This is a genomic window from Kitasatospora sp. NPDC094015, assembly GCF_040304075.1.
Classification (GTDB): Bacteria; Actinomycetota; Actinomycetes; order Streptomycetales; family Streptomycetaceae; genus Kitasatospora.
Map to the genome: position 1 here is coordinate 275,723 of NZ_JBEOUL010000008.1, position 21,617 is coordinate 297,339.

General features: G+C 76.1%; 22 protein-coding genes. 9 read left to right on the forward strand and 13 right to left on the reverse strand.

The window, feature by feature from the left end; translation table 11 throughout:
* The first annotated feature begins 236 nt into the window (after positions 1 to 236).
* The gene (locus ABT014_RS13670) at positions 237 to 3,161 is read left to right on the forward strand and encodes an AfsR/SARP family transcriptional regulator (protein ID WP_350638889.1); all 2,925 of its coding nucleotides are present in this window, start codon (positions 237 to 239) and stop codon (positions 3,159 to 3,161) included.
* A gap of 27 nt (positions 3,162 to 3,188) precedes the next feature.
* Here the strand turns inward: ABT014_RS13670 and ABT014_RS13675 are convergent, their stop codons facing one another.
* Complete coding sequence (locus tag ABT014_RS13675) at positions 3,189 to 3,677, reverse strand: GNAT family N-acetyltransferase (RefSeq protein WP_350638890.1); 489 nt, start codon at positions 3,675 to 3,677, stop codon at positions 3,189 to 3,191.
* A 70-nt stretch (positions 3,678 to 3,747) separates the two neighbouring features.
* Positions 3,748 to 4,722 carry a DUF6528 family protein gene (locus tag ABT014_RS13680; protein ID WP_350638891.1) on the reverse strand — a complete coding sequence of 325 codons (975 nt, stop codon included), beginning with the start codon at positions 4,720 to 4,722 and terminating at the stop codon, positions 3,748 to 3,750.
* Positions 4,723 to 4,978: 256 nt separating this feature from the next.
* Between ABT014_RS13680 and ABT014_RS13685 the strand changes: the two genes are divergently transcribed.
* Positions 4,979 to 6,052: a glycoside hydrolase family 19 protein gene (locus tag ABT014_RS13685; protein ID WP_350638892.1), complete on the forward strand. Its 1,074-nt coding sequence runs from the start codon at positions 4,979 to 4,981 to the stop codon at positions 6,050 to 6,052.
* 122 nt (positions 6,053 to 6,174) lie between these two features.
* On the opposite strand, the gene ABT014_RS13690 is transcribed toward ABT014_RS13685, so the two are convergent.
* Entirely contained in the window at positions 6,175 to 6,546 is a 372-nt protein-coding gene (locus tag ABT014_RS13690) for a VOC family protein (RefSeq protein WP_350638893.1), read from the reverse strand.
* A gap of 149 nt (positions 6,547 to 6,695) precedes the next feature.
* On the opposite strand from ABT014_RS13690, the gene ABT014_RS13695 reads away from it, so the two are divergent.
* Positions 6,696 to 7,376: a DUF6445 family protein gene (locus ABT014_RS13695; RefSeq protein WP_350638894.1), complete on the forward strand. Its 681-nt coding sequence runs from the start codon at positions 6,696 to 6,698 to the stop codon at positions 7,374 to 7,376.
* A gap of 62 nt (positions 7,377 to 7,438) precedes the next feature.
* Here the strand turns inward: ABT014_RS13695 and ABT014_RS13700 are convergent, their stop codons facing one another.
* Both ABT014_RS13700 and ABT014_RS13705 read right to left on the reverse strand, forming a co-directional pair.
* Positions 7,439 to 8,119, reverse strand: coding sequence for an NAD(P)H-binding protein (locus ABT014_RS13700; protein WP_350638895.1), 681 nt, complete (start codon positions 8,117 to 8,119; stop codon positions 7,439 to 7,441).
* A gap of 33 nt (positions 8,120 to 8,152) precedes the next feature.
* Positions 8,153 to 9,190, reverse strand: a complete 1,038-nt coding sequence (locus ABT014_RS13705) for a zinc-dependent alcohol dehydrogenase family protein (protein WP_350638896.1) — start codon at positions 9,188 to 9,190, stop codon at positions 8,153 to 8,155.
* A gap of 99 nt (positions 9,191 to 9,289) precedes the next feature.
* Between ABT014_RS13705 and ABT014_RS13710 the strand changes: the two genes are divergently transcribed.
* Together ABT014_RS13710 and ABT014_RS13715 are read left to right on the forward strand one after the other, a co-directional pair.
* Entirely contained in the window at positions 9,290 to 10,195 is a 906-nt protein-coding gene (locus ABT014_RS13710) for a LysR family transcriptional regulator (protein WP_350638897.1), read from the forward strand.
* A 680-nt stretch (positions 10,196 to 10,875) separates the two neighbouring features.
* A complete protein-coding gene (locus ABT014_RS13715) occupies positions 10,876 to 12,513 on the forward strand; it encodes an AMP-binding protein (protein ID WP_350638898.1) in 1,638 nt (545 codons plus the stop codon).
* A 30-nt stretch (positions 12,514 to 12,543) separates the two neighbouring features.
* Here the strand turns inward: ABT014_RS13715 and ABT014_RS13720 are convergent, their stop codons facing one another.
* Positions 12,544 to 13,641 (reverse strand): glycosyltransferase, encoded by a 1,098-nt coding sequence (locus ABT014_RS13720; protein ID WP_350638900.1) that lies wholly within the window; start codon positions 13,639 to 13,641, stop codon positions 12,544 to 12,546.
* A gap of 169 nt (positions 13,642 to 13,810) precedes the next feature.
* Between ABT014_RS13720 and ABT014_RS13725 the strand changes: the two genes are divergently transcribed.
* Together ABT014_RS13725 and ABT014_RS13730 are read left to right on the forward strand one after the other, a co-directional pair.
* Positions 13,811 to 14,185, forward strand: a complete 375-nt coding sequence (locus ABT014_RS13725; RefSeq protein ID WP_350638901.1) for an STAS domain-containing protein — start codon at positions 13,811 to 13,813, stop codon at positions 14,183 to 14,185.
* Positions 14,185 to 14,634 carry an ATP-binding protein gene (locus ABT014_RS13730; protein WP_350638902.1) on the forward strand — a complete coding sequence of 150 codons (450 nt, stop codon included), beginning with the start codon at positions 14,185 to 14,187 and terminating at the stop codon, positions 14,632 to 14,634. Before ABT014_RS13725 ends, ABT014_RS13730 begins: the two co-directional genes overlap by 1 nt.
* A 42-nt stretch (positions 14,635 to 14,676) precedes the next feature.
* On the opposite strand, the gene ABT014_RS13735 is transcribed toward ABT014_RS13730, so the two are convergent.
* Entirely contained in the window at positions 14,677 to 15,213 is a 537-nt protein-coding gene (locus tag ABT014_RS13735; RefSeq protein ID WP_350638903.1) for a ferritin-like domain-containing protein, read from the reverse strand.
* A gap of 161 nt (positions 15,214 to 15,374) precedes the next feature.
* On the opposite strand from ABT014_RS13735, the gene ABT014_RS13740 reads away from it, so the two are divergent.
* Positions 15,375 to 15,671 (forward strand): DUF3040 domain-containing protein, encoded by a 297-nt coding sequence (locus ABT014_RS13740; protein ID WP_350638904.1) that lies wholly within the window; start codon positions 15,375 to 15,377, stop codon positions 15,669 to 15,671.
* A gap of 188 nt (positions 15,672 to 15,859) precedes the next feature.
* Here the strand turns inward: ABT014_RS13740 and ABT014_RS13745 are convergent, their stop codons facing one another.
* The gene (locus tag ABT014_RS13745; RefSeq protein WP_350638905.1) at positions 15,860 to 16,699 is read right to left on the reverse strand and encodes a hypothetical protein; all 840 of its coding nucleotides are present in this window, start codon (positions 16,697 to 16,699) and stop codon (positions 15,860 to 15,862) included.
* Between the two features lie 181 nt (positions 16,700 to 16,880).
* Between ABT014_RS13745 and ABT014_RS13750 the strand changes: the two genes are divergently transcribed.
* Entirely contained in the window at positions 16,881 to 17,336 is a 456-nt protein-coding gene (locus tag ABT014_RS13750) for an SsgA family sporulation/cell division regulator (RefSeq protein WP_350638906.1), read from the forward strand.
* 12 nt (positions 17,337 to 17,348) lie between these two features.
* Here ABT014_RS13750 and ABT014_RS13755 read toward each other — a convergent pair whose 3' ends face one another.
* The 5 genes from ABT014_RS13755 to ABT014_RS13775 form a co-directional block, all read right to left on the reverse strand.
* A complete protein-coding gene (locus ABT014_RS13755; protein ID WP_350638907.1) occupies positions 17,349 to 17,858 on the reverse strand; it encodes a DUF6328 family protein in 510 nt (169 codons plus the stop codon).
* A 1-nt stretch (position 17,859) separates the two neighbouring features.
* Positions 17,860 to 19,038, reverse strand: a complete 1,179-nt coding sequence (locus ABT014_RS13760; protein WP_350638908.1) for a carboxylate-amine ligase — start codon at positions 19,036 to 19,038, stop codon at positions 17,860 to 17,862.
* A 59-nt stretch (positions 19,039 to 19,097) separates the two neighbouring features.
* Positions 19,098 to 19,463 (reverse strand): serine integrase family protein, encoded by a 366-nt coding sequence (locus ABT014_RS13765; protein WP_350638909.1) that lies wholly within the window; start codon positions 19,461 to 19,463, stop codon positions 19,098 to 19,100.
* Positions 19,464 to 19,910: 447 nt separating this feature from the next.
* A complete protein-coding gene (locus ABT014_RS13770; RefSeq protein WP_350638910.1) occupies positions 19,911 to 21,149 on the reverse strand; it encodes an RNA polymerase sigma factor in 1,239 nt (412 codons plus the stop codon).
* 12 nt (positions 21,150 to 21,161) lie between these two features.
* Positions 21,162 to 21,509: a YciI family protein gene (locus ABT014_RS13775; protein ID WP_350638911.1), complete on the reverse strand. Its 348-nt coding sequence runs from the start codon at positions 21,507 to 21,509 to the stop codon at positions 21,162 to 21,164.
* Positions 21,510 to 21,617 lie beyond the last annotated feature (108 nt).

Consider the following 21,617-nt stretch of genomic DNA (forward strand, 5'->3'; position numbering starts at 1 on the left):
CAAGCGAGGTGGCGCGGTGGACGCGGGGCGCCTCGGTGCGTGCACGTCCTCCTGGTGCGCGCCGGTGCGGCCGGGGCGCGCGGTTTTTGGAGGTGGGCCAGGGCCGGGGTGCGGGGGCGGGCGGCGGACTCCGCTCCCAACCGGGGTGCCGTGGGCGGGGGTGGACCGAACGCAGAAACGTTCCTGCGCTGCGTTAAGGTGCAGGAACTGTCGTGACTTCTCCAGCTGGATGGCCGATGTCGGACCCGGCGGCCGCAGTGCCGCGATTCACCCTGCTCGGGCCGGTGCGCGCCTGGCGCGGGGGCGAGCAGGTGGCCCTCGGCCGCCCGCAGCAGCAGGTGGTGCTCGCCGCGCTGCTGCTCAACCCCGGCCGCCCGGTCGGCCTCGACACCCTGCTCCGCGCGGTCTGGGGCGAGGACCTCCCGTCCGCCGCCGTCAGCACCCTGCGCGGTTACGTCTCCCGGCTGCGCCGCGCGCTCGACCCCGGCGCGGCCGCCGAGGGCGACGGCGGCGGGCCCGAGGGCACGCGGCCCGCCACGGGCCTGCTGGAGTGGACGGCCGGCGGCTACACCCTGCGCATCCCCGCGGACCGGACCGATGTCGGCCTGCTCGACGCCGAGCTGCGGGCCGCGGCCGGCGCCCGTACCGGCGGCCGACCCGAGTTCGCCGAGGCCTGCCTGGAGCGCGCGCTCGCCCTGCCGCAGGGCCCACCGCTCGCCGGACTCCCCGGCGCCTACGCCGAGCGGCAGCGCGAACGGCTGGCCGCCGTCCTGCTCGACGCCGAGCAGCAGCGCGCCGAGATCGGCCTCGAACTCGGCCGGCACGAGCACCTGGTGGCCGGTCTCGAACGGCTGGTCGGGCAGCACCCGCTGCGCGAGCGGCTGCGCGAGCTGCTCATGCTGGCGCTGTACCGCTCCGGGCGGCAGGCCGAGGCCGTCGAGGTCTACCAGGACGTCCGGCGCCGGCTCGACCAGGAACTCGGCCTGGCACCCGGCCCGGACCTGCGGACCCTGCACACCCGGATCCTGCGCGCCGACCCGGCGCTCCGCCGCGAGGCCGCCGCCCCCGCCGTCTCCGTACCCCCGCCCGTACCCGCCCCCGCAGCCGTCCCCGAGCAGGACCGACCCGTCGCCCGCCTGCTGCCGCGCGCCCTCGGCGGGTACGTCGACCGGGTCCGCGAACGCGAGTGGCTGGACGGACTGTGCACCGACCCCCTCAACCCCGCCGACCCCGCCGCGCCCGTAGCGCCCGCCGGCCCCGCCGTGCCCGCCCGCCTGGCGGTGCTCGCCGGGGCGGCCGGCAGCGGCAAGACCACCCTCGCGGTGTGCTGGGCCCACCGGGTCGCCGACCGCTTCCCCGACGGACAGCTCTACGCCGACCTGCGCGGCTTCGCCGCCGAGGGCCCCGCCGATCCCGGTGAGGTCCTGCTCGCCCTGCTGCGCGCGCTCGGTACCCCCGACGACCGGATCCCCGAGGGGCAGGGCGCCCGCGCCGCCCTCTACCGCGACCGACTCGCCACCCGCAGGCTGCTGGTGATCCTGGACAACGCCCGCCGCCCCGAGGACGTCACCCCGTTCCTCCCGGAGACCGGCCCGGCGCTCACCCTGGTCTGCAGCCGCGACGAGCTCCCGGAACTGATCGTCCGGGAGGAGGCCGCGCACTGCTCGGTGGGCACCTTCACCAACGCCGCGGCGCACCGGCTGCTGCGCCTGCGCCTGGGCGACGCGCGGGCCCTCGCCGACCCGCACGCCTCCCGCCGGCTGGTCGAGCTGTGCGACCGCCTACCGCTCGCCCTCAGCCTGGCGCTGGCCCGGCTGGTGGCCCGGCCGACCTGGTCGGTCGCCGATCTGGTCGAGGAGCTGGAGGACGAACGGGCCCGGCTGGCCGCCCTGGACGGCCCCGGCCGCTTCGGGGTTGAGCGCGAACTCGGCCTCAGCCGCCGTCAACTCCCGGAGCCGGCCGCCCGGTTGCTGCCGTTGCTGGCCGTGGTGCCGGGCGCCGAGACCGACGGGTACGTGGCCGCCGCCCTGCTCGACCGGCCCTACCCGGTCGGCCGGGCCGCCCTCGCGGACCTCGCCGGCCTGCACCTTGCGACCGAGTCCGCCCCGGGCCGCTACCAGTTCCACGACCTGGTGCGGCTCTACTGCCACCGCCTGGCGGACACCGAACTGGACGCCCCCGCGCGGGCCGCGGCCGAGATCCGGCTCTGCGAGTACCAGCTCGCCGCGACCGCCGCCGCCGTCGCCCTGGTCCGCCCGCAGCACCGCCCGCACCTGCCGCCGGCCGCACCGGCCGGCGGCGTCCCGCGGTTCCCGGCGCCGGCCGCCGCGCTCACCTGGTTCCGGCGGGAGGAGCCGACCCTGCGCGCGCTGGTCTCGCTGGCCGCCGACGGCCCCCGACTCCCGTACGGCTGCCGGCTGGTGGAGAACGCGGGGTTCCTCTACGTCGACACCGGCCTGTTCCACGCCTGGGAGCAGGCGGCCGCCCGCGCCCTGGCCGGGGCCGAGGCCTGCGGCGCCGCCGAGCAGTGGCCGCACCTGTACAGCAACCACAGCCTCTCGCTGGCCTGGCAGGGCCGCTTCGACGAGGCGCTGCGGCAGTCCGAACGGGCCTGGCGGCTCGCGGACCCGGCCAGCGAGGCGACCCTGCGCCACCGCTTCCGGGCGCTGCGCTCCAGCGTGCTGGCCGAGCGCGGGCAGGCGCCCGAGGAGGTCACCGCGGACCTGGTCGACATGGTCGCCGCGGCCCGGGAGCTGGCCGACCCCCGGCTGCTCGCCCAGTCGCTCAACAACCTGGCCGATCACCGCAGCGAACTCGGCGACCCGGCGGGCGGTCTGGCGCCGATCGAGGAGGCGGTCGGGCTGCTGGCGGACCGCCCCGGCGACCCGTTCCTGATCCTGTGCACCAAGACCTACGCCCAGGTGCTGCACGCGCTGGGGCGCACCGACGAGGCGCTCACCCAGATGCGGCGGGTGCTCGCCCTCGGGCGCGAACACGGCAATGTGCACGCCGAGTTCGACTACGCCGAGTTCGTGGGCCAGATCCTGCACGACCGCGGCGAGCGCCGAGGCGCTCGCGAGCAGTGGGAACGAGCCCTGGAGCTGGCGATCGAGCAGGGCCGCCCGACCGAGCGGCTCAGGGCCCGGCTGGCCGGGGTCTGAGCCGGCGCGGCCCGGCCGGCGGGGTGCTCAGAGCGCGCGGTGCATCACGTGCAGCCCGACGTACCCCAGGGTGGGGTGCCGGAAGCCCTCCGGGACGGTGCCGACCACCTCGAAGCCGAGCGACCGGTAGAGCTTCACGGCATGCTCGTTGGTCTCCACCACGGCGTTGAACTGCATCGACCGGAAGCCCGCGGCCCGGGCCCACTCCAGGGTGTGCGTGCACAGCGCCCGCCCCACGCCCCGGCCGCCGTGCTCGGGGTCGACCAGGTAGCTGGCGCTGGCCACGTGCGAGCCGTTGCCCTGCTGGTTGCGGTTCATCTTGGCGGTGCCCAGCACCGTGCCCGACCCGTCCACGGCGACCACCGTCCGGTCCGGTGCGGCCAGCAGCCACCACCCGCGGGCCTCCTCCTGCGCGAGGCCGGTCGGATAGGTGAACGTCTCGCCCGCGGCGACGATCCGCCGGAAGAACGGCCAGATGGCGGGCCAGTCGTCGGCGGTGGCTTCCCTGATCAGCATCCGGTCAGGATGCCGTGAACACCGGAGCCGGCGCCACCGCTTTCCCGTCCGAGCACGTCGCGGGCGCAGCCTACCGGCGCCGATCCGTGAACCAGCGGGCCTTGTAGAGGCGGGTGCCGGTGAGCACCCGGGAGCCGTCCGGGCGGTGCAGCGCCAGCACGGTGGTGCACCAGGTGCAGGCGTTCCCCGGTTCGGGGGAGGCGGTGAGGACGCGGCCGGTGCCGGGGGCGTCCCCGATGCTCTTGATGCCCCGTCCGCCGCCGGACAGCCGGACCGGCGCGAAGCGGTCGGCGTCCGGGTCGTACTCCCAGAGCGCCGTCTCGGTGGAGACCCAGTACCGGCCGGGGGAGGCGAGCACGGGGGAGAGGTCGTGGCCGCCGGCCGAGGGCAGTGGTGTGCTGCGGACCGCCGACAGCGTGGGCGCCGCCGCGGTGCCGCCGACCCGCAGCGCGGTCAGCTCGGTGCTGCCCAGCGCCCAGAGCAGCCGCCGCTGCGGGTCCCAGTGCACCCCGTGGGCGCCCGCCAGCGGGTAGGCGGCGAACCGGTCGCTGCGCGGGCCGCGCGAGGCGGTGTAGAGCCGGATCCAGCCGCCGGTGCTGGCGGCCACCGCCACGTTCCCGTCCGGCAGCAGGTCCAGGCCGTGCGGGTTGGCGAGTCCGGTGTCGGTCGCCCAGTACACCCGGTCGGTGGCGTCCTCGACCACGACGGCCAGCCCGCCGGAGGCGGTGGCCAGCAGGTAGCGGCGGCCCCGCAGCACCCGGCTCCTGGCCTCGGACGGGTTGGTCCAGGAGAAGCCGGGCGACAGGTCGGCCAGGCCCGGGTCGCGGTCGGCGCTCCAGGAGCGGACCACCGGCAGCGAACCCGGCCCGCGGTACGCCATCAGGTCCTCCGCGGAGCCGAGCACCAGGACGGCGCGGGCGGCCTGGTCCACCACGACCACCGGTCCGTCGGGGCGGGGGCGGGCCGCCGCCGGTCCGCACAGGGCGACCGATCCGACCACGGCGGCGGCGAGCAGCGTGCGCCGGGTCCGGTGTCCCCGCCTCATGGTGACCACCCCTCAGCCTGCTCCGTCCGGGACCCGGGATCCACCCTGCGGGGTGGGGCGGCCCGGCGCCACCCCGGGTGTGCGGATTTCAGGGAGCGCTCTCAGAAGGGGTTGACAGGTCTATACCAGCGCGGTTGAGTCACCCTCAGTCCCGCACCGGCCCGCACCCCGGTCGGCCCGGTCCCCACCCGGGCCCGCGCGGGGCCGACCTGTCCTCGTACCCGTGCGGCCCCCCACCGCACCGAGAGGTGATCACGTGTCAGTCCGACGCATCCTCGCGCTCCTGTCCGCCGTCGCGGCCGCGATAGCCCTGGCGGTCGTCCTGCCCTCGTCGGCCTCGGCCGCCGGCTGTGCGGCCGCCTGGAACTCCGGTTCCGTGTACACCGGCGGCGCGACCGTCTCGTACAACAGCCACAACTGGTCCGCCAAGTGGTGGACCCAGAACGAGACCCCGGGCGGCGCCTCCGGCGTCTGGGCCGACCAGGGCACCTGCGGCGGTGGCGGCACGCCGTCGCCGACCCCGACCGGCGGCTGCGACTACCCCGCCTGGGTGGCCGGCCAGAACTACACGACCGGCACCGTGGTGCGGTACACCAACGGCGGCTACTACCGGGCGACCCACGACAACCCGGGCTACGACCCGGTGATCAGCACCTGGTACTGGGAGCCGTACAACTGCTCGGGCGGCCAGACCACCCCGCCGCCCACCGGCGGATTCCCGGTCAGCGAGGCCCAGTTCAACCAGATGTTCCCGAACCGGAACCCGTTCTACACCTACGGCGGCCTGACCGCCGCGCTCAGCGCCTACCCGGGCTTCGCGGCCACCGGCAGCGACACCGTCCGCAAGCAGGAGGCGGCCGCGTTCCTCGCCAACGTCAGCCACGAGACCGGCGGCCTGGTGTACGTGGTCGAGCAGAACACCGCCAACTACCCGCACTACTGCGACACCTCCCAGCCCTACGGCTGCCCGGCCGGCGGGTCCGCCTACTACGGGCGCGGCCCGATCCAGCTGAGCTGGAACTTCAACTACAAGGCCGCCGGCGACGCCCTGGGCATCGACCTGCTGCACAACCCCAACCTGGTGCAGACCGACTCGGCGATCGCCTGGAAGACCGGCCTCTGGTACTGGAACACCCAGAGCGGGCCGGGCACCATGACCCCGCACAACGCGATGGTCAACGGCTACGGCTTCGGTGAGACGATCCGCAGCATCAACGGCTCGATCGAGTGCAACGGCGGCAACCCCGCCCAGGTGCAGAGCCGGATCAACGCCTACCAGAGCTTCACCCAGCTGCTGGGCACCGTCCCGGGCGCCAACCTGAGCTGCTGACGGCGCGGGGCGCCGTGCGGACCACCCGGCGGGGTGGACCGCACGGCGCCCCTGCCGTTCCGGCGGCCCCCGGCCGTCCGCGCACCGACGGTCAGGAATGCCGAGTGTCCGTGCGCCGAGGGTCAGGGCGCGAGGTGGCAGACCGCCTCCAGGTTGTTGCCGTCCGGGTCGCGGACGAAGGCGGCGAAGTAGCCCGGGTGGTAGTCGGGCCACTCCTGCGGCGGGTGCAGCGCGGTCGCCCCGGCGGCGGTGGCGAGGGTGTAGAAGGCCACCACGGCCGCGCGGTCGGGGGCCCGGAGCGCGAGGTGGGTCTCGCGGAAGCCCTCGCCCGAGGTCTGCGGCCCGAGCCAGAGCGTGGGGGACGGCGGGATGCCGTAGCCCACCGCCCCGTCGAACTTCATCAGGCGGCGCCCGCCGAGCGGCTCCAGGACGGTGTCGTAGAAGGCGGTGGCGGCGGCCAGGTCGGCGCACTGGAGCGAGATGTGATCGAGCATCTCCCCATCCTGGCCGATCCCCGCCCCGGCCGCGCCACGGAGCGGGCCGGCGGGTCGCCCCGGGGAGCCGGACGGCGCGCCAGGATTTGGCGCAAGGTTGACCTGTACATGGGAGAGTTCCGGGGTGGGCCGTCGGTACCGTCTGGCGCATGCCGCCGATACCGCGCAGGGCCCCGGCCCTCCCCGTGCTGCCCTACCGCAAGCCGACGCCCGGGCGGGACTACTGGGTGCTGGACGACGTGCTGCCGGACGTCGACGCGGTGCGCGCGCGGTGCCTGGCGAAGGACGACTGGGTCGAGGGCTACCCGTACAAGCCGGAGAGCTGGCCCGGGCTGCGGACCATGCCCGGCCTGGACCGCGCCGAGCTGGCCCAGGTCGAACGGCTGGTCAGGAAGGCGACCGGGGCCCGGAAGATCTGGCCGGAGACCGCGCCGGGCGGGGCCACCCTCAACCACAACTGCATCCAGGTGGTCGGCGAGGGGGAGTGCGAGGTGCGGCCGCACGCCGACTCGCGCACCCTGTGCCGGTACGCCGCGGTGCTCTACCTCAACCCCACGGTGCCCGAGGAGTTCGGCACCAGCTTCTTCCGGCAGAGCCTGCCCGGCGGCGTGCTCGGCGGCAACCTGGTCGCGGCCCCGCACAACAACCTGGTGGACGCGCTCGGCACCCGCTACGTGCCGCCGGACTCCTTCACCGAGGACATCCGGGTGCCGCACCGCTACAACCGGCTGCTGCTCTACAAGGCCAACCTGATCCACAGCGCCACCGGCTACCACGGCCGCACGCTGGAGGAGAAGCGGATGACCGCCGTCTTTTTCTGGATGGCCTGACACGGAACGGCCCGACGGCCGGCCCCGCACGTACGGGGGCCGGCCGCCGGGCCGTCGGCGTGCTACCCGCGCACCGCGCCCGTCCGCTCGGCGGCCGCCCGTCCGACCGCCTCGGCCACCGGGTCCGGCCCCTCGGCCGCCTCCAGCACCAGGCCGGCCGAGGCCGGGGTGTCGAGCAGCGCGACCAGCAGCGCGGCCACGTCGTCGCGGGTGATGTCCCCGACGCTGCGCCCCGCGGTCAGCCGTACCGTCCCGGTGCCGGGGGCGTCGGTCAGCGAGGCCGGGCGCAGCACCGTCCAGTCCAGGTCGGTGCCGATCAGGTGCTCGTCGGCGGCGGTCTTGGCGTCCACGTACGCGGACCAGATCTCGTCGGCGCCGGGCGGCGGCGGGCTGCCGGCCCCGCGGGTGGAGATCATCAGGTAGCGCCGGACCCCGGCCGCCACGGCCGCGTCGGCGAGCAGCACCGCGGCGTCCCGGTCGACGGTGTACTTGCGGGCCGCGCCGCTGCCCGGTCCGGCGCCGGCCGCGAACACCACCGCGTCCGCCCCTGCCAGGTGCGGGGTCAGCTCTGCGGCGGTGGCCCGCTCCAGGTCCAGGACCAGCGGGCTGAGCCCGTCCGCGAGCAGCTCCTCGCGATGGTCGGGGTTGCGGATCAGGGCGGTGACCACGTCCCCGCGGCCCACGAGCAGCCGGCCCAGGCGCCGGCCGATCTTCCCGTGCCCGCCGGCGATCACGACATGCATGGTGGCTCCTCCATCGGTAGGGGTGAGGGCAGGTCAGAAAGCGATCAGGGCCTTCAGTGCGCGCCGCTCGTCCATCGCAGCGTAGGCCGCCGGGACCTCGTCCGGGCCGACCGTCAGGTCGAACACGGGGGACGGGTCGAGCCGGCCGGCCAGCACGTCCGCCAGCAGCTCCGGGATGTACGCCCGGGCGGGGGCCACGCCGCCGCGCAGCGCGATGTTGCGGTTGAACATCTGGCCGATGTCGACCCCGGCGCTGCCGCCGTGCGGCACCCCGACGAAGCCCACCGCGCCGCCGTCGCGGGCGATCGAGATCGCGGTGCGCATCGACTCCTCGGTGCCGACCGCCTCCAGCACGGCGGCGGCGCCCTGACCGCCGGTCAGCTCCCGGACGGCGGCCACCGCGTCCTCGCCGCGCTCGGCGACCACCTCGGTCGCGCCGAAGCGCCGGGCGATCGCGGTCCGGTCGGCGTGCCGCCCGAGGATCACGATCCGCTCGGCGCCCAGCCGGTGCGCGGCCAGCACCCCGCACAGGCCGACGGCGCCGTCCCCGACCACCGCGACCGTGGCGCCGGGGCGGGCGCCGGCGGCGAGCGCCGCGTGGTGGCCGGTCGACATCACGTCGGAGAGCGCCAGCACGGCCGGCAGCAGGGCCTGGTCGAGGCCGTCCGGCAGCCGGACCAGGGTGCCGTCCGCGAACGGGACCCGGACCGCCTCGCCCTGGCCACCGTCCGAGCCCACCTCGCCCCAGAACCCGCCCTGCGGGCAGGAGGTGTGCAGGCCCTCCCGGCAGAAGTCGCAGCTGCCGTCCGACCAGACGAACGGAGCCAGCACCCGGTCCCCGGGCCGCAGTCCGCCCACCCCGGCGCCGACCTCCTCGACCACACCGACGAACTCGTGCCCGATCCGCTGTCCCGGCTGCCGGGCGGCCACCCCGCGGTACGCCCACAGGTCGCTGCCGCACACGCAGGCGTGGGTGACCCGGACGACCGCGTCGCCCGGCCGCTCGATCCGGGGGTCAGGGACCTCCTCGACACGGATGTCCTTCGGGCCGTGGATGACGGTGGCGCGCACGAGAGCTCCTCGATCGGGAAGGCGGGACCCGGGCACTCTCCCCGCCGGGCCACCCTCGCGTCCAGCTACATCTTCTACAGATCCGGTTAAGCTGAGCTGATGCTCGACCTCCGACGCCTGATCCTGCTGCGCGACCTCGCCGAACACGGCACGGTGACCGCCGTCGCCGAACTCCACCAGGTGACCTCCTCCGCGGTGTCCCAGCAGCTCAAGCAGCTGGAGACGGAGACCGGGGTCCGGCTGCTGGACCGTGACGGCCGCAGCGTCCGCCTGACCGCCGCCGGCCGCGCGCTGGCCGCCGACACCGAGCCGGTGCTGACCGCGCTCGAGCGGGCCAGGGCCCGGCTCGGGGCGCTGGCCGGCCGCCCGGCCGGGCCGTTCCGGCTGGCCTGCTTCACCAGCGCGCTGGCCCCGCTGGCCGCCCCGCTGTGCGGCGCGCTCGAACGCGACCACCCCGACCTGCGGGTGCAGATCACCGAGGCCGAGCCGGAGACCAGCCTGCCGCTGCTGCGCCACCGCAGGGCCGACCTGGCCCTGGTCTACCGCTACACCAACCTGGCCACCCCCGACCCCTCCGGGGCCGAGACCCGTGCCCTGCTGGACGACCCGCTGTACGCGGTGCTGCCGGCCGACCACCCGGCAGCCGGCGCCGGGCCCGTCGCGCTCGCCGACCTGGCGGGCACCCCGTGGGTCGCCGCGGCCGAGGGCACCGCCTGCCGGGAGGCCGTGCTGCAGGCCTGCCGCGCCGTCGGGTTCACCCCTCGGGTGCGGCACACCTGCACCGACTTCACCGCCATGCTCGCCCTCGCCGCGGCCGGCCGGCTGACCGCCCTGGTGCCCCGCCTCGCCCTCGCCGCCCTCCCGCCGGGCCTGGCCGCCCGCCCGCTGGCCGAGCCCGCCCCGGCCCGCACCATCGAGGTGGCCGTCCGCCGCGGCAGCGCCCAGGAGCCCGCCGTCGCGGCCTGCCTCGCCGCCCTCGACCGCCTCGCCGCCGGCGCTGCCTGACGGCTGCCCGGCGCTACGCCTGCCGCACCCGGTCCGGGCCCGGCGGCTCCGGGTCGGGGCCGGGGTCGGGCGGGAACGGGGGAGCGGGCGGCGACGGCCGCGGGTCGCCGGGGCCCGGCGGCATCGGCGGGGTCGGCGGAACGGGGACCGGCTCGGGCGGCAGTGGCCCGATGTCGGGATCGGGTGGCACCGGGACGGAGTCCATGGTCCGTACCTCCTCGGTTCGCGGGCGCCCGCCCCTCGCGGTGCGGGCCACCTCTCGTCCAGTCTCGGACGGCCCGCGCGCCCGCGCCGACCCGCGGGCCTCCCGAGGTGTAGGGCGTGTTGGCAAAGTCGCGTCGGATCAGGCCGCGGTGTTGGGCGCCCGGCTGGGCGTGCGCCCGGATCGCCCTCGTACTGGGTCGTACTTGGGTGATTCGGGCGTGCGTCCAGGCGGGATGCCCGGCGTCGCGGACCCGGCGGGACTTTGCCAACACGCCCTGTCGCCTACCCGCCGCGGGCGGCTGCAACCCGGGTGCCCGACACCCCCCCGTTCGGGGGTGGCCGATCCCCGGTGGCGGACGGATCATGGTCTCCCGCGGGACCACCGCCGGCCGGCCCGTCACGGGTGGGGCCGGGCTCCCCCGGGTAGGACCAGGCCGGTCCAGCAACCACCGCCGTGCCGCAACCAGGAGGCCACCGTGTCGACCACGCCGACCGCGCGCAGCTACTCGTCGGGCACCTCGGACGTGCCGCTGCTCGGCGACACGATCGGCGAGAACCTCGACCGCACGGTGCGGGCCTTCCCCGAGCGGGACGCCCTGGTCGACCGCGCGGCCGGCCGCCGCTGGACCTACCGCGAGTTCGCCGCCGACGTCGACGCGCTGGCCCTCGGGCTGCTCGGCCTCGGCATCGCCAAGGGCGACCGGGTCGGCATCTGGGCCCCGAACCGCGCGGAGTGGACGCTCACCCAGTACGCCACCGCGAAGCTCGGCGCCGTCCTGGTCACCGTCAACCCGGCGTACCGGTCGCACGAGTTGGAGTACGTGCTGAACCAGGCCGGGATCCGGCTGCTGGTCGCCGTCGAGCGGTTCAAGACCTCCGAGTACGCCGCCATGATCGCCGAAGTCCGCCCGAACTGCCCGCAGTTGGAGCAGGTGGTGCTGATCGGAGGACCGGACTGGGACGCGCTGCTCGCCGCCGGCCGGCAGGGCGACGCGGCCGTGCTCGCCGAGCGGCAGGCCACGTTGAGCCCGGACGACCCGATCAACATCCAGTACACCTCGGGGACCACCGGCTTCCCGAAGGGCGCCACCCTGTCGCACCACAACATCCTCAACAACGGGTACTTCGTCGGCGAGTTGTGCGGCTACACCGAGCACGACCGGATCTGCATCCCGGTCCCGTTCTACCACTGCTTCGGCATGGTGATGGGAAACCTGGCGGCGACCTCGCACGGCGCCTGCATGGTGATCCCCGGCCCCGCCTTCGACCCCGCGGCCACCCTGGCCGCCGTCGCGGCGGAGGCCTGCACCTCGCTCTACGGCGTGCCGACCATGTTCATCGCCGAACTGGCCGACCCCGGCTTCGCCGACCACGACCTCTCCTCGCTGCGCACCGGCATCATGGCCGGCGCACCCTGCCCGACCGAGGTGATGAAGGACGTGATGGGGCGGATGGGCATGGCCGAGGTGTCGATCTGCTACGGGATGACCGAGACCTCACCGGTGTCGACCCAGACCCGGGTGGACGACTCGGTGGACCGCCGGGTGTCCACCGTCGGCCGGGTCGGCCCGCACCTCGAGGTCAAGGTGGTCGACCCGGCGACCGGCCGCACGGTGCCCCGCGGGGAGCCGGGCGAGCTGTGCACCCGCGGCTACTCGGTCATGCTCGGCTACTGGGGCGAGCCGGAGAAGACCGCCGAGGCCGTCGACGCCGCCCGCTGGATGCACACCGGCGACCTGGCGGTGATGGACCAGGACGGCTACCTGGCCATCACCGGCCGGATCAAGGACATGGTGATCCGCGGCGGGGAGAACCTCTACCCGCGCGAGATCGAGGAGTTCCTGCACACCCACCCCGACATCCTCGACGTGCAGGTGATCGGCGTGCCGGACCCGGCCTACGGCGAGGAGCTGATGGCCTGGATCCGGATGCGGGAGGGGGCCGAACCGCTCACGGCCGACACGGTGCGCGTGTACTGCACGGGCCGGCTCGCCCACGTCAAGATCCCCCGCTACGTGCACGTCGTGGACGAGTTCCCGATGACCGTCACCGGCAAGATCCGCAAGGTCGAGATGCGCGAACTCGCCGCCGGCCTGCTCGAAGGTCCTGCCTAGCAGGCCCGGCTGCCCGGCCTCGGTGGCCGGTCAGTGGTGCAGCCCCTGGTAGACCCGGTCGAGCCGGGCCGCCACCACCGGCCAGGAGTGCTGCGAGCGGGCGCGGTCCAGGCCCGCCACCCCGAGCGCCCGGCGGTGCGCCGGGTCCGCCAGCAGCTTGCGGACGGCCTGCGCGAGCAGGTCCGGCCGGCCCGGCGGGACCAGCAGTCCGGTCACGTCGTCCACCACCAGGCTGCGCAGCGCGCCCACCGCGCCGGCCACCACCGGCACGCCGCAGGCCATCGCCTCCAGCGCGACGGTGCCCGACGGGTCGGTCTGCGGCGCCGTGACCAGGATGTCGCTGGAGCGCAGCAGCTCCGGCACGTCCTGGTGCGGCACCTCCGGCACCTGCCGCACCTCGGGGGCCGGCCCCTGCTCGGCGGCCCGCCCGCCGACCACCACCAGCTCCGCCTCGGGGACCTCCGCCACCGCCCGGACGGCGGCCCCGACGCTCGCGGCCGACCGCCCGCCGTCCAGGCAGAGCAGCTGCGCGGGCTCGTGCGGCGGGTGCTGCGGGGCCGGCGCGAACCGGTCGACGTCCACGCCCTGCGGCAGCAGCACCACCCGTCCGTGCCGGGCACCGAGCCGCCGCAGCATCCGGGCCTCCTCCGGCGAGCGGGCGATCACCGCGTCGGCGCTGCGCGCGACGGCGGCCTGCAGGCGGTGCGCGCTGCCGGCCAGCGAGGCGGGCAGGGTGCCCTCGTCCGGGAGGACGGCGATCCGCTCGTGCACCGTGAACGGCGCCGCCACGCTCCGTGCGGCCACCAGCACCGCCAGCCCGGCGTCCAGCCCGACGGCGTGCGCCACCTGCGGTGGATCGGCCCGCCACCCGTGTTCCAGCTGCTCGGTCATCGAGGGCACCAGCGCCAGCAACGCCTCGGTGCCCGCGGTGCCCGGCGGCCCGCCGTCCAACGGGTGCACCCGCACGGCGGCGGGCAGCTCGGCACCGGCCGGGAGGAGCGTGCCCCACCGGCCGTAGAGGGTGACCCGGTGGCCGATCTCCGCCAGGCTCTCGGCCATCGCGACCAGCCGTTCGGGCACGGCGTGATCGGTCGGCCGGCGCCCTCCGGCGACCACGGCGATGTGCATCAGGGACTCCGCTCACCAGACGCCATATCCGGCTCCTGACCGTTCGGCGGTGTTCTCAAACCCCTCGCCCGTCACGACCCGGGGCCGAGCGCCGGCAGCGGGCGGGCGGTGCGCCGCCCGATCTATGGTGGAGGAGGCGGGGCCCGGAGCCACGCGAGGAGCGGAGCCCATGGATGCTGACACCGGCGGCACGGCCGGGCACCTCATGGTGTCCGTGCGGCCCTGGGCCGGCGGCCTGGTGATCAGGCCCGAGGGCGAGCTCGACCACGAGAGCGCCGGCCCGCTGCGCGAGGCGCTGGACGCCGCACTGGACGCACCGCCGGCCCGCCTGGTGGTGGACTGCGGCGGTCTCGACTTCTGCGACTCCACCGGTCTCAACCTGCTGCTGCGCGCGCACGCCACCGCCCGGGCCGGCGGCGGCGCGCTGTCGCTGGCCGCACCCGGCGAGATGGTCTCCCGGATGCTGACGATCACCGGCGTGGGTGAGGTCTTCCCGGTCTACCCGACCCTGGACGAGGCGCTCGCCGGACAGGTCGGTGGCTGATGGAGAACCCGCCCACCGCGCCCGCCCCGGAGCACCCACCCCGCGCCCAGGTCCGCCGGCTGCGGCTGTTCGAGACCCGGGGATCCGTCGGCCGGTGCCGGGACTTCGCGCTGGCGGCGCTGCACGACTGGCGGTGGCTGCCGGCCGAGGACGAGGAGGGGCGGGCGGTCGCCGGCGACGTCCTGCTCCTGGTCACCGAGCTGGTGACCAACGCCTGCCTGCACGCGGGCGGCCCGCGGGAACTCGCCCTGGCCCTGGAGGGCGGCTCGATCCGGGTCGAGGTCTCCGACGCCAGCCCGGTCGAGCCGGCCATCCGCACCGGGCAGTCCCCGGCGGTGCCGAGCGGCCACGGACTCAGGGTCGTCGACCGGCTGGCCACCGCCTGGGGGTACGCCCGGCACGAGGGGGGCAAGACGGTCTGGCTGGAGGTCGCCCGCCGCCCCGGCTGAGGCCCGGCGCCGGGCTGCGCCGGTGGGGACGGGCGGGAACGGTCAGACGAGCCGCAGCAGTTCGGTCAGCGCCCGCGCGTTGTCCCGTTCGTCGGCGAGCACCGACTCCACCAGCCGCCGGCTGTCCGGGTCGCGGTCCCCGAGCCAGCGGGCAATCTCCCGGTAGGCGTCGACGACGATCCCGGAGGCCTGCAGGTTCTGCTCCACCATCGCCCGGATCGCCGGGTCGTCGGCCACCGAGTAGTCGGTGTGGGCGCGCTGCGCCAGCATCTCCGGATCGAAGTTGGCGTGCCCGCCGAGCGCGGCGATCCGGCCCGCGGTGTCCTCGGCGTGGCGCATGGCCTGCTCCGCGCGCAGGTCGAAGCGCTCGCTCACCTCGGGCCGGTCGATCCGGCGGGCCGTGATCGCGTGCCGGGTGTAGCGCAGCCAGGCCACCACCTCGGTCGCCACCACGTCGTTGAGGACGCTGACCACCCGCTCGGTGTCGAGCCCTGAGCCGCTGGTCGCCGGACCTGCGGCCATCGTCCGCAGGGCCTCCTTGCTGATCCGGTCCACGTCCAGCGCCAGGCTGTCGCTCATGCCGTGCCTCCTCGGTCGTCCCCGCCCACGGACGTATGCCCGGCAGGAAGCCGTACGACCCATGCTCGCACCGAAGGGTTGGGAGCGCCGTTCACGGGGCAACGGCCGGACAGGGGGCCGTCGTCGGGAGCACGGAGGTGGCGGCTATGCACGGACCGGCGATGTCGTGGCACGAGCGGCAGATCCTCGCCTCGATCGAGGCGGAGCTGAGGGCCGACACGCGTCTCGACCGGCAGTTGAGCACGATGCGGCCGGGCCGGCTGCAGCGTGCCCGGATGGAGGTGCGGGCGGTTCGCGGCTCCACCGTGGTCTGGTTGGTGGTGTGCGCGGTCGGACTGCTCGCGGTGGGCGTCCGGGAGCCTTCGGTGGCCGTCCTGGTCATGCTCGGCGTGATCTGGACCGCGGTGGTGGTGGCCGTCGCCGGCCTGGTCGGCGGGCGGCGCGGGAGCCCGCACTGACCCGCCGCCGCTAGGCCCTCTCTTTCGGATCTTGTCGGATCAGCGCGCGGCGGTGGGCGCCCGGCTGGGCGTGCCGGCGGAACGTCCTCGTGCTGGGTGCACTTGGGCGTTTCGCCGGTGCGTCCAGCCGGGATGCCCGGCGTCGTGCGCCCGGCAAGATCCGGAAGAGAGGGCCTAGGCCCGGGTCCTCAGCGCCCGCCGCGCAGCTCCCGGAGCGCCCCGGCGGCCTGCTCGGCGTTGCTGCGGGCATCGGCCAGCTCGGCGGCGCGGTCGGCCCGTGCCTGCTCGGCGCGCCGGTGCGTCTGTTCGGCCCGGGCCAGCGCCTCGGCGGTCCGCTCGGCGCGGGCCACGGCGTCCTCGTACCGGGCGGTGCGCCGCTCCAGCTCGGCCGCGGCCCTCGCGGCGGCCTTCTCCGCCGTCTTCACCGCGGCCCGCTGAGAAGCCTGCTGTGCCGCGGCCTCCCGAGCGGCCTTCGCGGTGGTCCGGTCCTTCGCCGTGGTCCGACGTTCCCGGGTCCGGGCCGGACCCGGGTGCGGCCCGGTGGCGGCGGTCGCCGCGGGCAGCGCCGCCGCGTCGTCCAGCCCGGTGGTGAGCCGGCCCGCCGCGAAGGCGTCGGCGGCCCGCGGATCGGCCAGGACGGCCCGCAAGGTCTGCTCCAGGTCCCGCAGGGCGGGCTCCCCGGCGGGCAGGCCGTCCGCCGCGGCGGCCTCCTCGGCCTGCCGGGTGAGCGCGTCGACCAGCTCCCGGCGGCGTTCGGACAGCTCCCGCAGCCGGGTGCCCGTGCGCCCGCGCTGGGCCTCGCGCAGCCCCTCGCCGAGCTCCAGCAGCGGCCCGATCTCCGCCGGGTGGGCGCGCACCAGCAGGTTGGCCAGCCAGGCGCCCCGGGTGGGCCGCCGCAGCCCGCCGAGCCGGCCCGCCAGCGCCCGGTCGCCCTCCGCCCCGGCCTGCCGGACGGCGGCGTCCCGGGCGGCGGTGAACCCGGTCGGCGGCAGGCCGTACAGCTCGTCGGCCACGGTCTCGAAGTCCATCCGGGCCCGCCCTTCCCCGGCGCCCGGCCGGTCGGTGCCCGGCCCGGGTCGGCGCCCGGTACCAGCAGCGTAGGGCGGGTGCTGAGCAGGTGTTTGCGCGGCGCGGCGGCGGGCAGGCGAGGGCGCGTCCCCGGACCGTCCACAGGGCGCGGCCCGGCCGTCGGAAGGAATCGGCACCCGTATGACCACCACCGCCCGCGTCACCGCCGCCGTCCCTGCGGAACTGCTGCTCGCCGACGACGTCCGGCTGCCGATCAGATCGCTGTGGCGCTACGACGCGGGTGACCCGTTCGCCGTGCACGTCGACTTCGACGTCCCGCCGGACGCCCCGGAGCACTGGGCCTTCGCCCGGGACCTGCTCGCCGAGGGCCTGGACGTGCCGGCCGGGCACGGGGACGTGCTGATCCGGCCCGAGGCCGGCCACCGGCACGTCACGCTGGAGCTGTGCGGCGTCGACGGGTCGACGGCGGTGCTGCGGGCGCAGAGCGCGGGCCTGGTCGACTTCCTGCGGCGCTCGTTCGCCGAGGTGCCGGCCGGGTGCGAGCAGTACCTCACCGATCTCGACGGGTGGATCCGGCGGACCCTGGACGCGGGCGGGCTGGACACCGACGAGCACCGGCCCAGCGACTGGTGCTGACCGGCCCGACCCTCAGCCGCGCCCGCGCGACGGCGCCCCGCCCCGCAGCAGCGTGGTCGGCAGGATTAGCCAGCTCACCGCGAACCAGAGCAGCACCACCCCGGTGACCACCCACGCGCCCCACTCCAGCCCCGCCACCCGGAGCACCAGCAGCAGCGTCGAGCCGACCGTGAGCGCGAGCAGCCCGACGCCGAGGGTGACCAGCTTGCTGACGGCGGCGACCATCCGCGGCTTGAGGTGTCGGCCGGCCAGGATCCGGTGGTAGGTGACCGGGGCGATCAGCGTCCCGGTGGCGAACGCGCCGAGCGTGACCGCGGCCACGTACAGCCCGCGGTCGAAGCCGATCAGGTCGGGGAAGCGGCCGGTGAAGGCGAGGGTGAGCAGGAAGCCGAACATGATCTGGGCGCCGTTCTGGGCGATCCGGATCTCCTGGAGCAGCTCGACCCACTGCCGGTCGGCGCGCTCGTCGGGGGTCTCGTCGCGCCCCCGGGCCGGCGGCGGCCCGTCGGTGCCGGCCGCCACCTCAGCGGCTCGCCGTGAGCGTGCGCGGGCGGCCGGCGCCCTGCGCGTCCCGGGCGGTCAGGTCGGCGAGGTCGGCGACCACGTCGCGCAGCGAACCCCGCTGGGCGAAGGAGGCCCGCTGCCGGTCGGCGCCGGTGCCGCAGGTGACCGTACGGGTCAGCAGCCGCCGGGCGCGCGGCAGGTCGCCGTGCGCGTCCAGGGCGGGTTCCGCGAACCGGAGCAGTTCGGCCAGCAGCACCGGCGCGGGCCGGGCCCGCCCGGTGCCCGGATCGAGCCAGGCACCGCCCAGACCGACCCGCGCGGCCCGCCGGTGGGCCGCCCGCAGCAGGCCGGGTGCCACCTCCCGGTCCGGCGTCCCGCTGCGGACCTCCTGGAGCAGGACGGCGACCAGCGCGCGCACCAGCACGGCGATCAGCACGGTGGTGTCCAGGTCGGCGTTGACGTCCGCGACCCGCACCTCCAGCGTCGGGAGGTGCTCGGACGGGCGGCAGTACCAGTACACCATCCGCCGGTCGAGCAGCACCCCGGTGCCGAGCAGCCGCTCCATGGTCCGCTCGTAGCCGTGCTCGTCCAGCACGGGGGCCGGACCGACCGTCGGCCACCGGCCGAAGCAGACCGTGCGGTAGCTGGCGACCCCACGGTCCAGGCCTTCGCAGTACGGGGAGTTGGCGCTGAGCGCGTGCAGGGCGGGGAGCCAGCGGCGCAGCCGGTTGCCGACCGCGAGCGCCTCGGCCCGCGTGAGGTCGCCGACGTGCACGTGGCAGCCGCACATCTCGCCGCCGGCCTGGTCGGCGACCGGCCCGACGTGCTCGAAGATGCGGTGGTAGCGCCCGGAGCCGTTCAGCGGCAGCGGGTGCGGGCTGGGGAGCACGGGGGTGCCGGAGGCGATCAGCAGGCAGCCGGCCAGGGCGGCCGCCTCGCCGAGCACCCGGCGGACCCCGACCAGGTCCTCGCGCAGCGCCGCCGCGCTGGTGACCGGCCGGGTGCAGCCCTCGACCTGGGTGGCGCAGAACTCGCCCTGGGCCCGGCCACCGAGGGTGCGCGCGGCCTCGGTCAGCACCTGTTCGGCACGTGGGACGGCGGCGCCGGTCGCGGCGTCCACCAGCAGGAATTCCTCCTCGACGCCGAACCGCAGGGCCGGGGCCCGGGTCGGCGGCGGGGACAGCCTGGGGATGACCACGTGGCCGGCCCTCCTCGTCCTGGTGGGTCGGGCGCCCGCTCAACGGCGGATGGACCCGTTCACACCACGGTAGGCCCGGAGAGGCGGGCGTGCGCCGGTTCGAGCACCTGGCAGCCGTGCCCGGCCAGCCGCCGGCGTACCCGGTGGGCCTCCCCGTCGTCGAGGCTGAAGACCCAGGAACCGGGGATGAGGATCACCCGGAAGATCCCTTCCGCCGCGTGCCGCAACAGCTCCTCCAGCCGGGGCAGCGGGTCGAACGAGCGGCAGCCGTTGTCGATGAAGACGACGGGTTCGGGCAGGCCGAGCCGCAGCGCGTGCCGGCGCAGCATCTCGCGGTGGGCCGTCATCTGCCAGGTGTCCGCGGGATAGCAGCGCAGGTAGGCGGCGGCTCGGGTGCCGGCCGGGTAGTGGTGGGCGGTCCTCATCGATGAGCTCCTCGGGGAGCGGGGGCCGCTACGGTACGGACCTCCGCGGTCTCCGTCCTGAGCTGCCTCCCGGCGTGGGTGGACACGCGGGGGCGGGCGGAGGGCGGAGCACGGCGCGCGGTCCGGTGCGCGGGGGAGGCCCGGACGGTTGCGCCGGTGGTGCACCCGCGGCCGGGCCCGGCCGGTGGACGGCGGGCTGGTCGCGGTGCGCGGGGGAGCCCGGTCCGGGCGGAGCCACCACGCTGGGCGCTGCGGCCGACCGCTGCCGGGAGGGGTGCACGCACGGGAGCGGGGGCCGAGGACGGGCGGGACCGGGGGTGCGGTCGTCGCCGGCGTGGGGCCGGCCGGCCGTCGTTCAGCCCTCAGTCTCACCCGGCCGCCTGTCAATGTCCAGATCGGATAGGTACACCGTTCGGTCACCCGCTGTGCTCGGCGCGGGTGCTCTGATCAGCGATGATCCGGCCCGAGTCGCTCCAGCCGGTCGGCGAGGAAGCGGCGCTCGACGGCGTTCCCGGTGAGCAGCAGCGCCTCCTGGTAGGCCGCCTCGGCCTCGGCGGTCCGGCCCAGCCGGCCGAGGAAGTCGGCGCGGGCGGCGGCCAGGTAGCCGTAGCCGGCCAGCTGCGGTTCGGCGCCCAGCGCGTCCAGTTCGGCGAGTCCGGCCTCGAACCCGTCGGCGAAGCCGACCGCGACCGCCCGGTTGAGCGCGACCACCGGCGACGGCCAGCGGCGCACCAGCAGGTCGTAGAGCGCGCGCAGCTCCCGCCAGTCGGTCTCCGGCCAGCTGGCGGCCTCCGAGTGCACGGCGGCGATCGCCGCCATCAGCGCGTACCGGCCCGGTGGGCGCGGCCGCAGCGCCTCGCGCACCAGCGCCGCGCCCTCCGCCACGGCCTGCCGGTCCCAGCGGCCGCGGTCCTGCTCGGCGAGCAGCACCAGGCGCCCGCCGTCGCCCGACCGGGCGGGGCTGCGCGCGTCGGTGAGCAGGATCAGCGCCAGCAGCCCGGCCACCTCGGCGTCCCCGGGCAGCAGGGCGCGCAGCATCCGGGCCAGGTCGAGCGAGCGTTCCACCAGGTCACGCCTGGTCAGGTCGGTGCCGCCCGGCGCGGTGTGACCGGTGGTGAAGAGCAGGTGCACCACGGCCAGCACGGCGTCCACCCGCTCGGGCAGCTCCGGCGGCTCCGGCACCCGGTACGGGATCTGCGCGGCGGCGATCTTCTTCTTGGCGCGGGTGATCCGGGCCGCCATCGCGGACTCGCCCACCAGGAAGGCCCGGGCCACCTCCGCCGTGGTCAGACCGCACAGCAGCCGCAGGGTCAGCGCCACCCGGGCCTCCGGCGCCAGCGCGGGGTGGCAGCAGGTGAAGATCAGGTGCAGCCGGTCGTCCGGGACGGACGGGCCCAGCGGCTCCTCCTGCTCCGCCACCAGCAGCGGCAGCGCCCGGCGCAGCGCACCCTCCCGGCGCAGCCGGTCCAGCGCGCACCGCCGCGCGACGGTGGTCAGCCAGGCGCCCGGCCGGTCCGGCACGCCCCGCGCACCCCAGGTGGCCAGCGCCCGCGCGTACGCCTCCTGGACGCACTCCTCGGCCAGGTCGAGGTCCCGGGTGACGCGCACCGTCGCGGCGAGCACGAACGCCCACTCGCGACGGTGCGCCGCGGCCACCGCGGCCGCCACCGACGGGTCGCCGGCCATCACGCGCGCTCCTCAGCCGAGCTCCCGCACCGGACGGACCTCCACACCGCCGAACGGTGCCGGGACCTGCCGGGCGACCGCGATCGCCTGGTCCAGGTCGGCCGCCTCGATCAGGTAGAAGCCGCCGAGCGCCTCCTTGGTCTCGGCGAACGCGCCGTCGGTGACGCTCACCGCGCCGGCCGCGTCGGTCCGGATCGAGGTGGCGGTGGCGGCCGGGTGCAGGGCCTGGCCGCCGCGCAGCACCGTACCGTTGCGCTCGCCGAACGCCCGGTGCTCCTTGAGCATCTGCTCGGCCAGCTGCGGGCCACCCGCCGCCCAGGCCGCCTCGTCCTCGTAGATCAGGATCAGGTACTGCGCCATGACGCACTCCCATCTCACCGGGCCCGCCGTTCGGACCTCCTACTGGTACCGACGGGCGGCGGGCCGCCGGATCGACACCCGGCCCACCCCGATTTTCCCGCTGACGAC

Coding starts and splice junctions, on each gene's coding strand:
- ABT014_RS13670 (WP_350638889.1), top strand. CDS start 237: ATGTCGGACCCGGCGGCCGCAGTGCCGCGATTCACCCTGCTCGGGCCG.
- ABT014_RS13675 (WP_350638890.1), bottom strand. CDS start 3,677: ATGCTGATCAGGGAAGCCACCGCCGACGACTGGCCCGCCATCTGGCCG.
- ABT014_RS13680 (WP_350638891.1), bottom strand. CDS start 4,722: ATGAGGCGGGGACACCGGACCCGGCGCACGCTGCTCGCCGCCGCCGTG.
- ABT014_RS13690 (WP_350638893.1), bottom strand. CDS start 6,546: ATGCTCGATCACATCTCGCTCCAGTGCGCCGACCTGGCCGCCGCCACC.
- ABT014_RS13695 (WP_350638894.1), top strand. CDS start 6,696: ATGCCGCCGATACCGCGCAGGGCCCCGGCCCTCCCCGTGCTGCCCTAC.
- ABT014_RS13700 (WP_350638895.1), bottom strand. CDS start 8,119: ATGCATGTCGTGATCGCCGGCGGGCACGGGAAGATCGGCCGGCGCCTG.
- ABT014_RS13710 (WP_350638897.1), top strand. CDS start 9,290: ATGCTCGACCTCCGACGCCTGATCCTGCTGCGCGACCTCGCCGAACAC.
- ABT014_RS13720 (WP_350638900.1), bottom strand. CDS start 13,641: ATGCACATCGCCGTGGTCGCCGGAGGGCGCCGGCCGACCGATCACGCC.
- ABT014_RS13725 (WP_350638901.1), top strand. CDS start 13,811: ATGGATGCTGACACCGGCGGCACGGCCGGGCACCTCATGGTGTCCGTG.
- ABT014_RS13730 (WP_350638902.1), top strand. CDS start 14,185: ATGGAGAACCCGCCCACCGCGCCCGCCCCGGAGCACCCACCCCGCGCC.
- ABT014_RS13735 (WP_350638903.1), bottom strand. CDS start 15,213: ATGAGCGACAGCCTGGCGCTGGACGTGGACCGGATCAGCAAGGAGGCC.
- ABT014_RS13740 (WP_350638904.1), top strand. CDS start 15,375: ATGTCGTGGCACGAGCGGCAGATCCTCGCCTCGATCGAGGCGGAGCTG.
- ABT014_RS13745 (WP_350638905.1), bottom strand. CDS start 16,699: ATGGACTTCGAGACCGTGGCCGACGAGCTGTACGGCCTGCCGCCGACC.
- ABT014_RS13750 (WP_350638906.1), top strand. CDS start 16,881: ATGACCACCACCGCCCGCGTCACCGCCGCCGTCCCTGCGGAACTGCTG.
- ABT014_RS13765 (WP_350638909.1), bottom strand. CDS start 19,463: ATGAGGACCGCCCACCACTACCCGGCCGGCACCCGAGCCGCCGCCTAC.
- ABT014_RS13770 (WP_350638910.1), bottom strand. CDS start 21,149: ATGGCCGGCGACCCGTCGGTGGCGGCCGCGGTGGCCGCGGCGCACCGT.
- ABT014_RS13775 (WP_350638911.1), bottom strand. CDS start 21,509: ATGGCGCAGTACCTGATCCTGATCTACGAGGACGAGGCGGCCTGGGCG.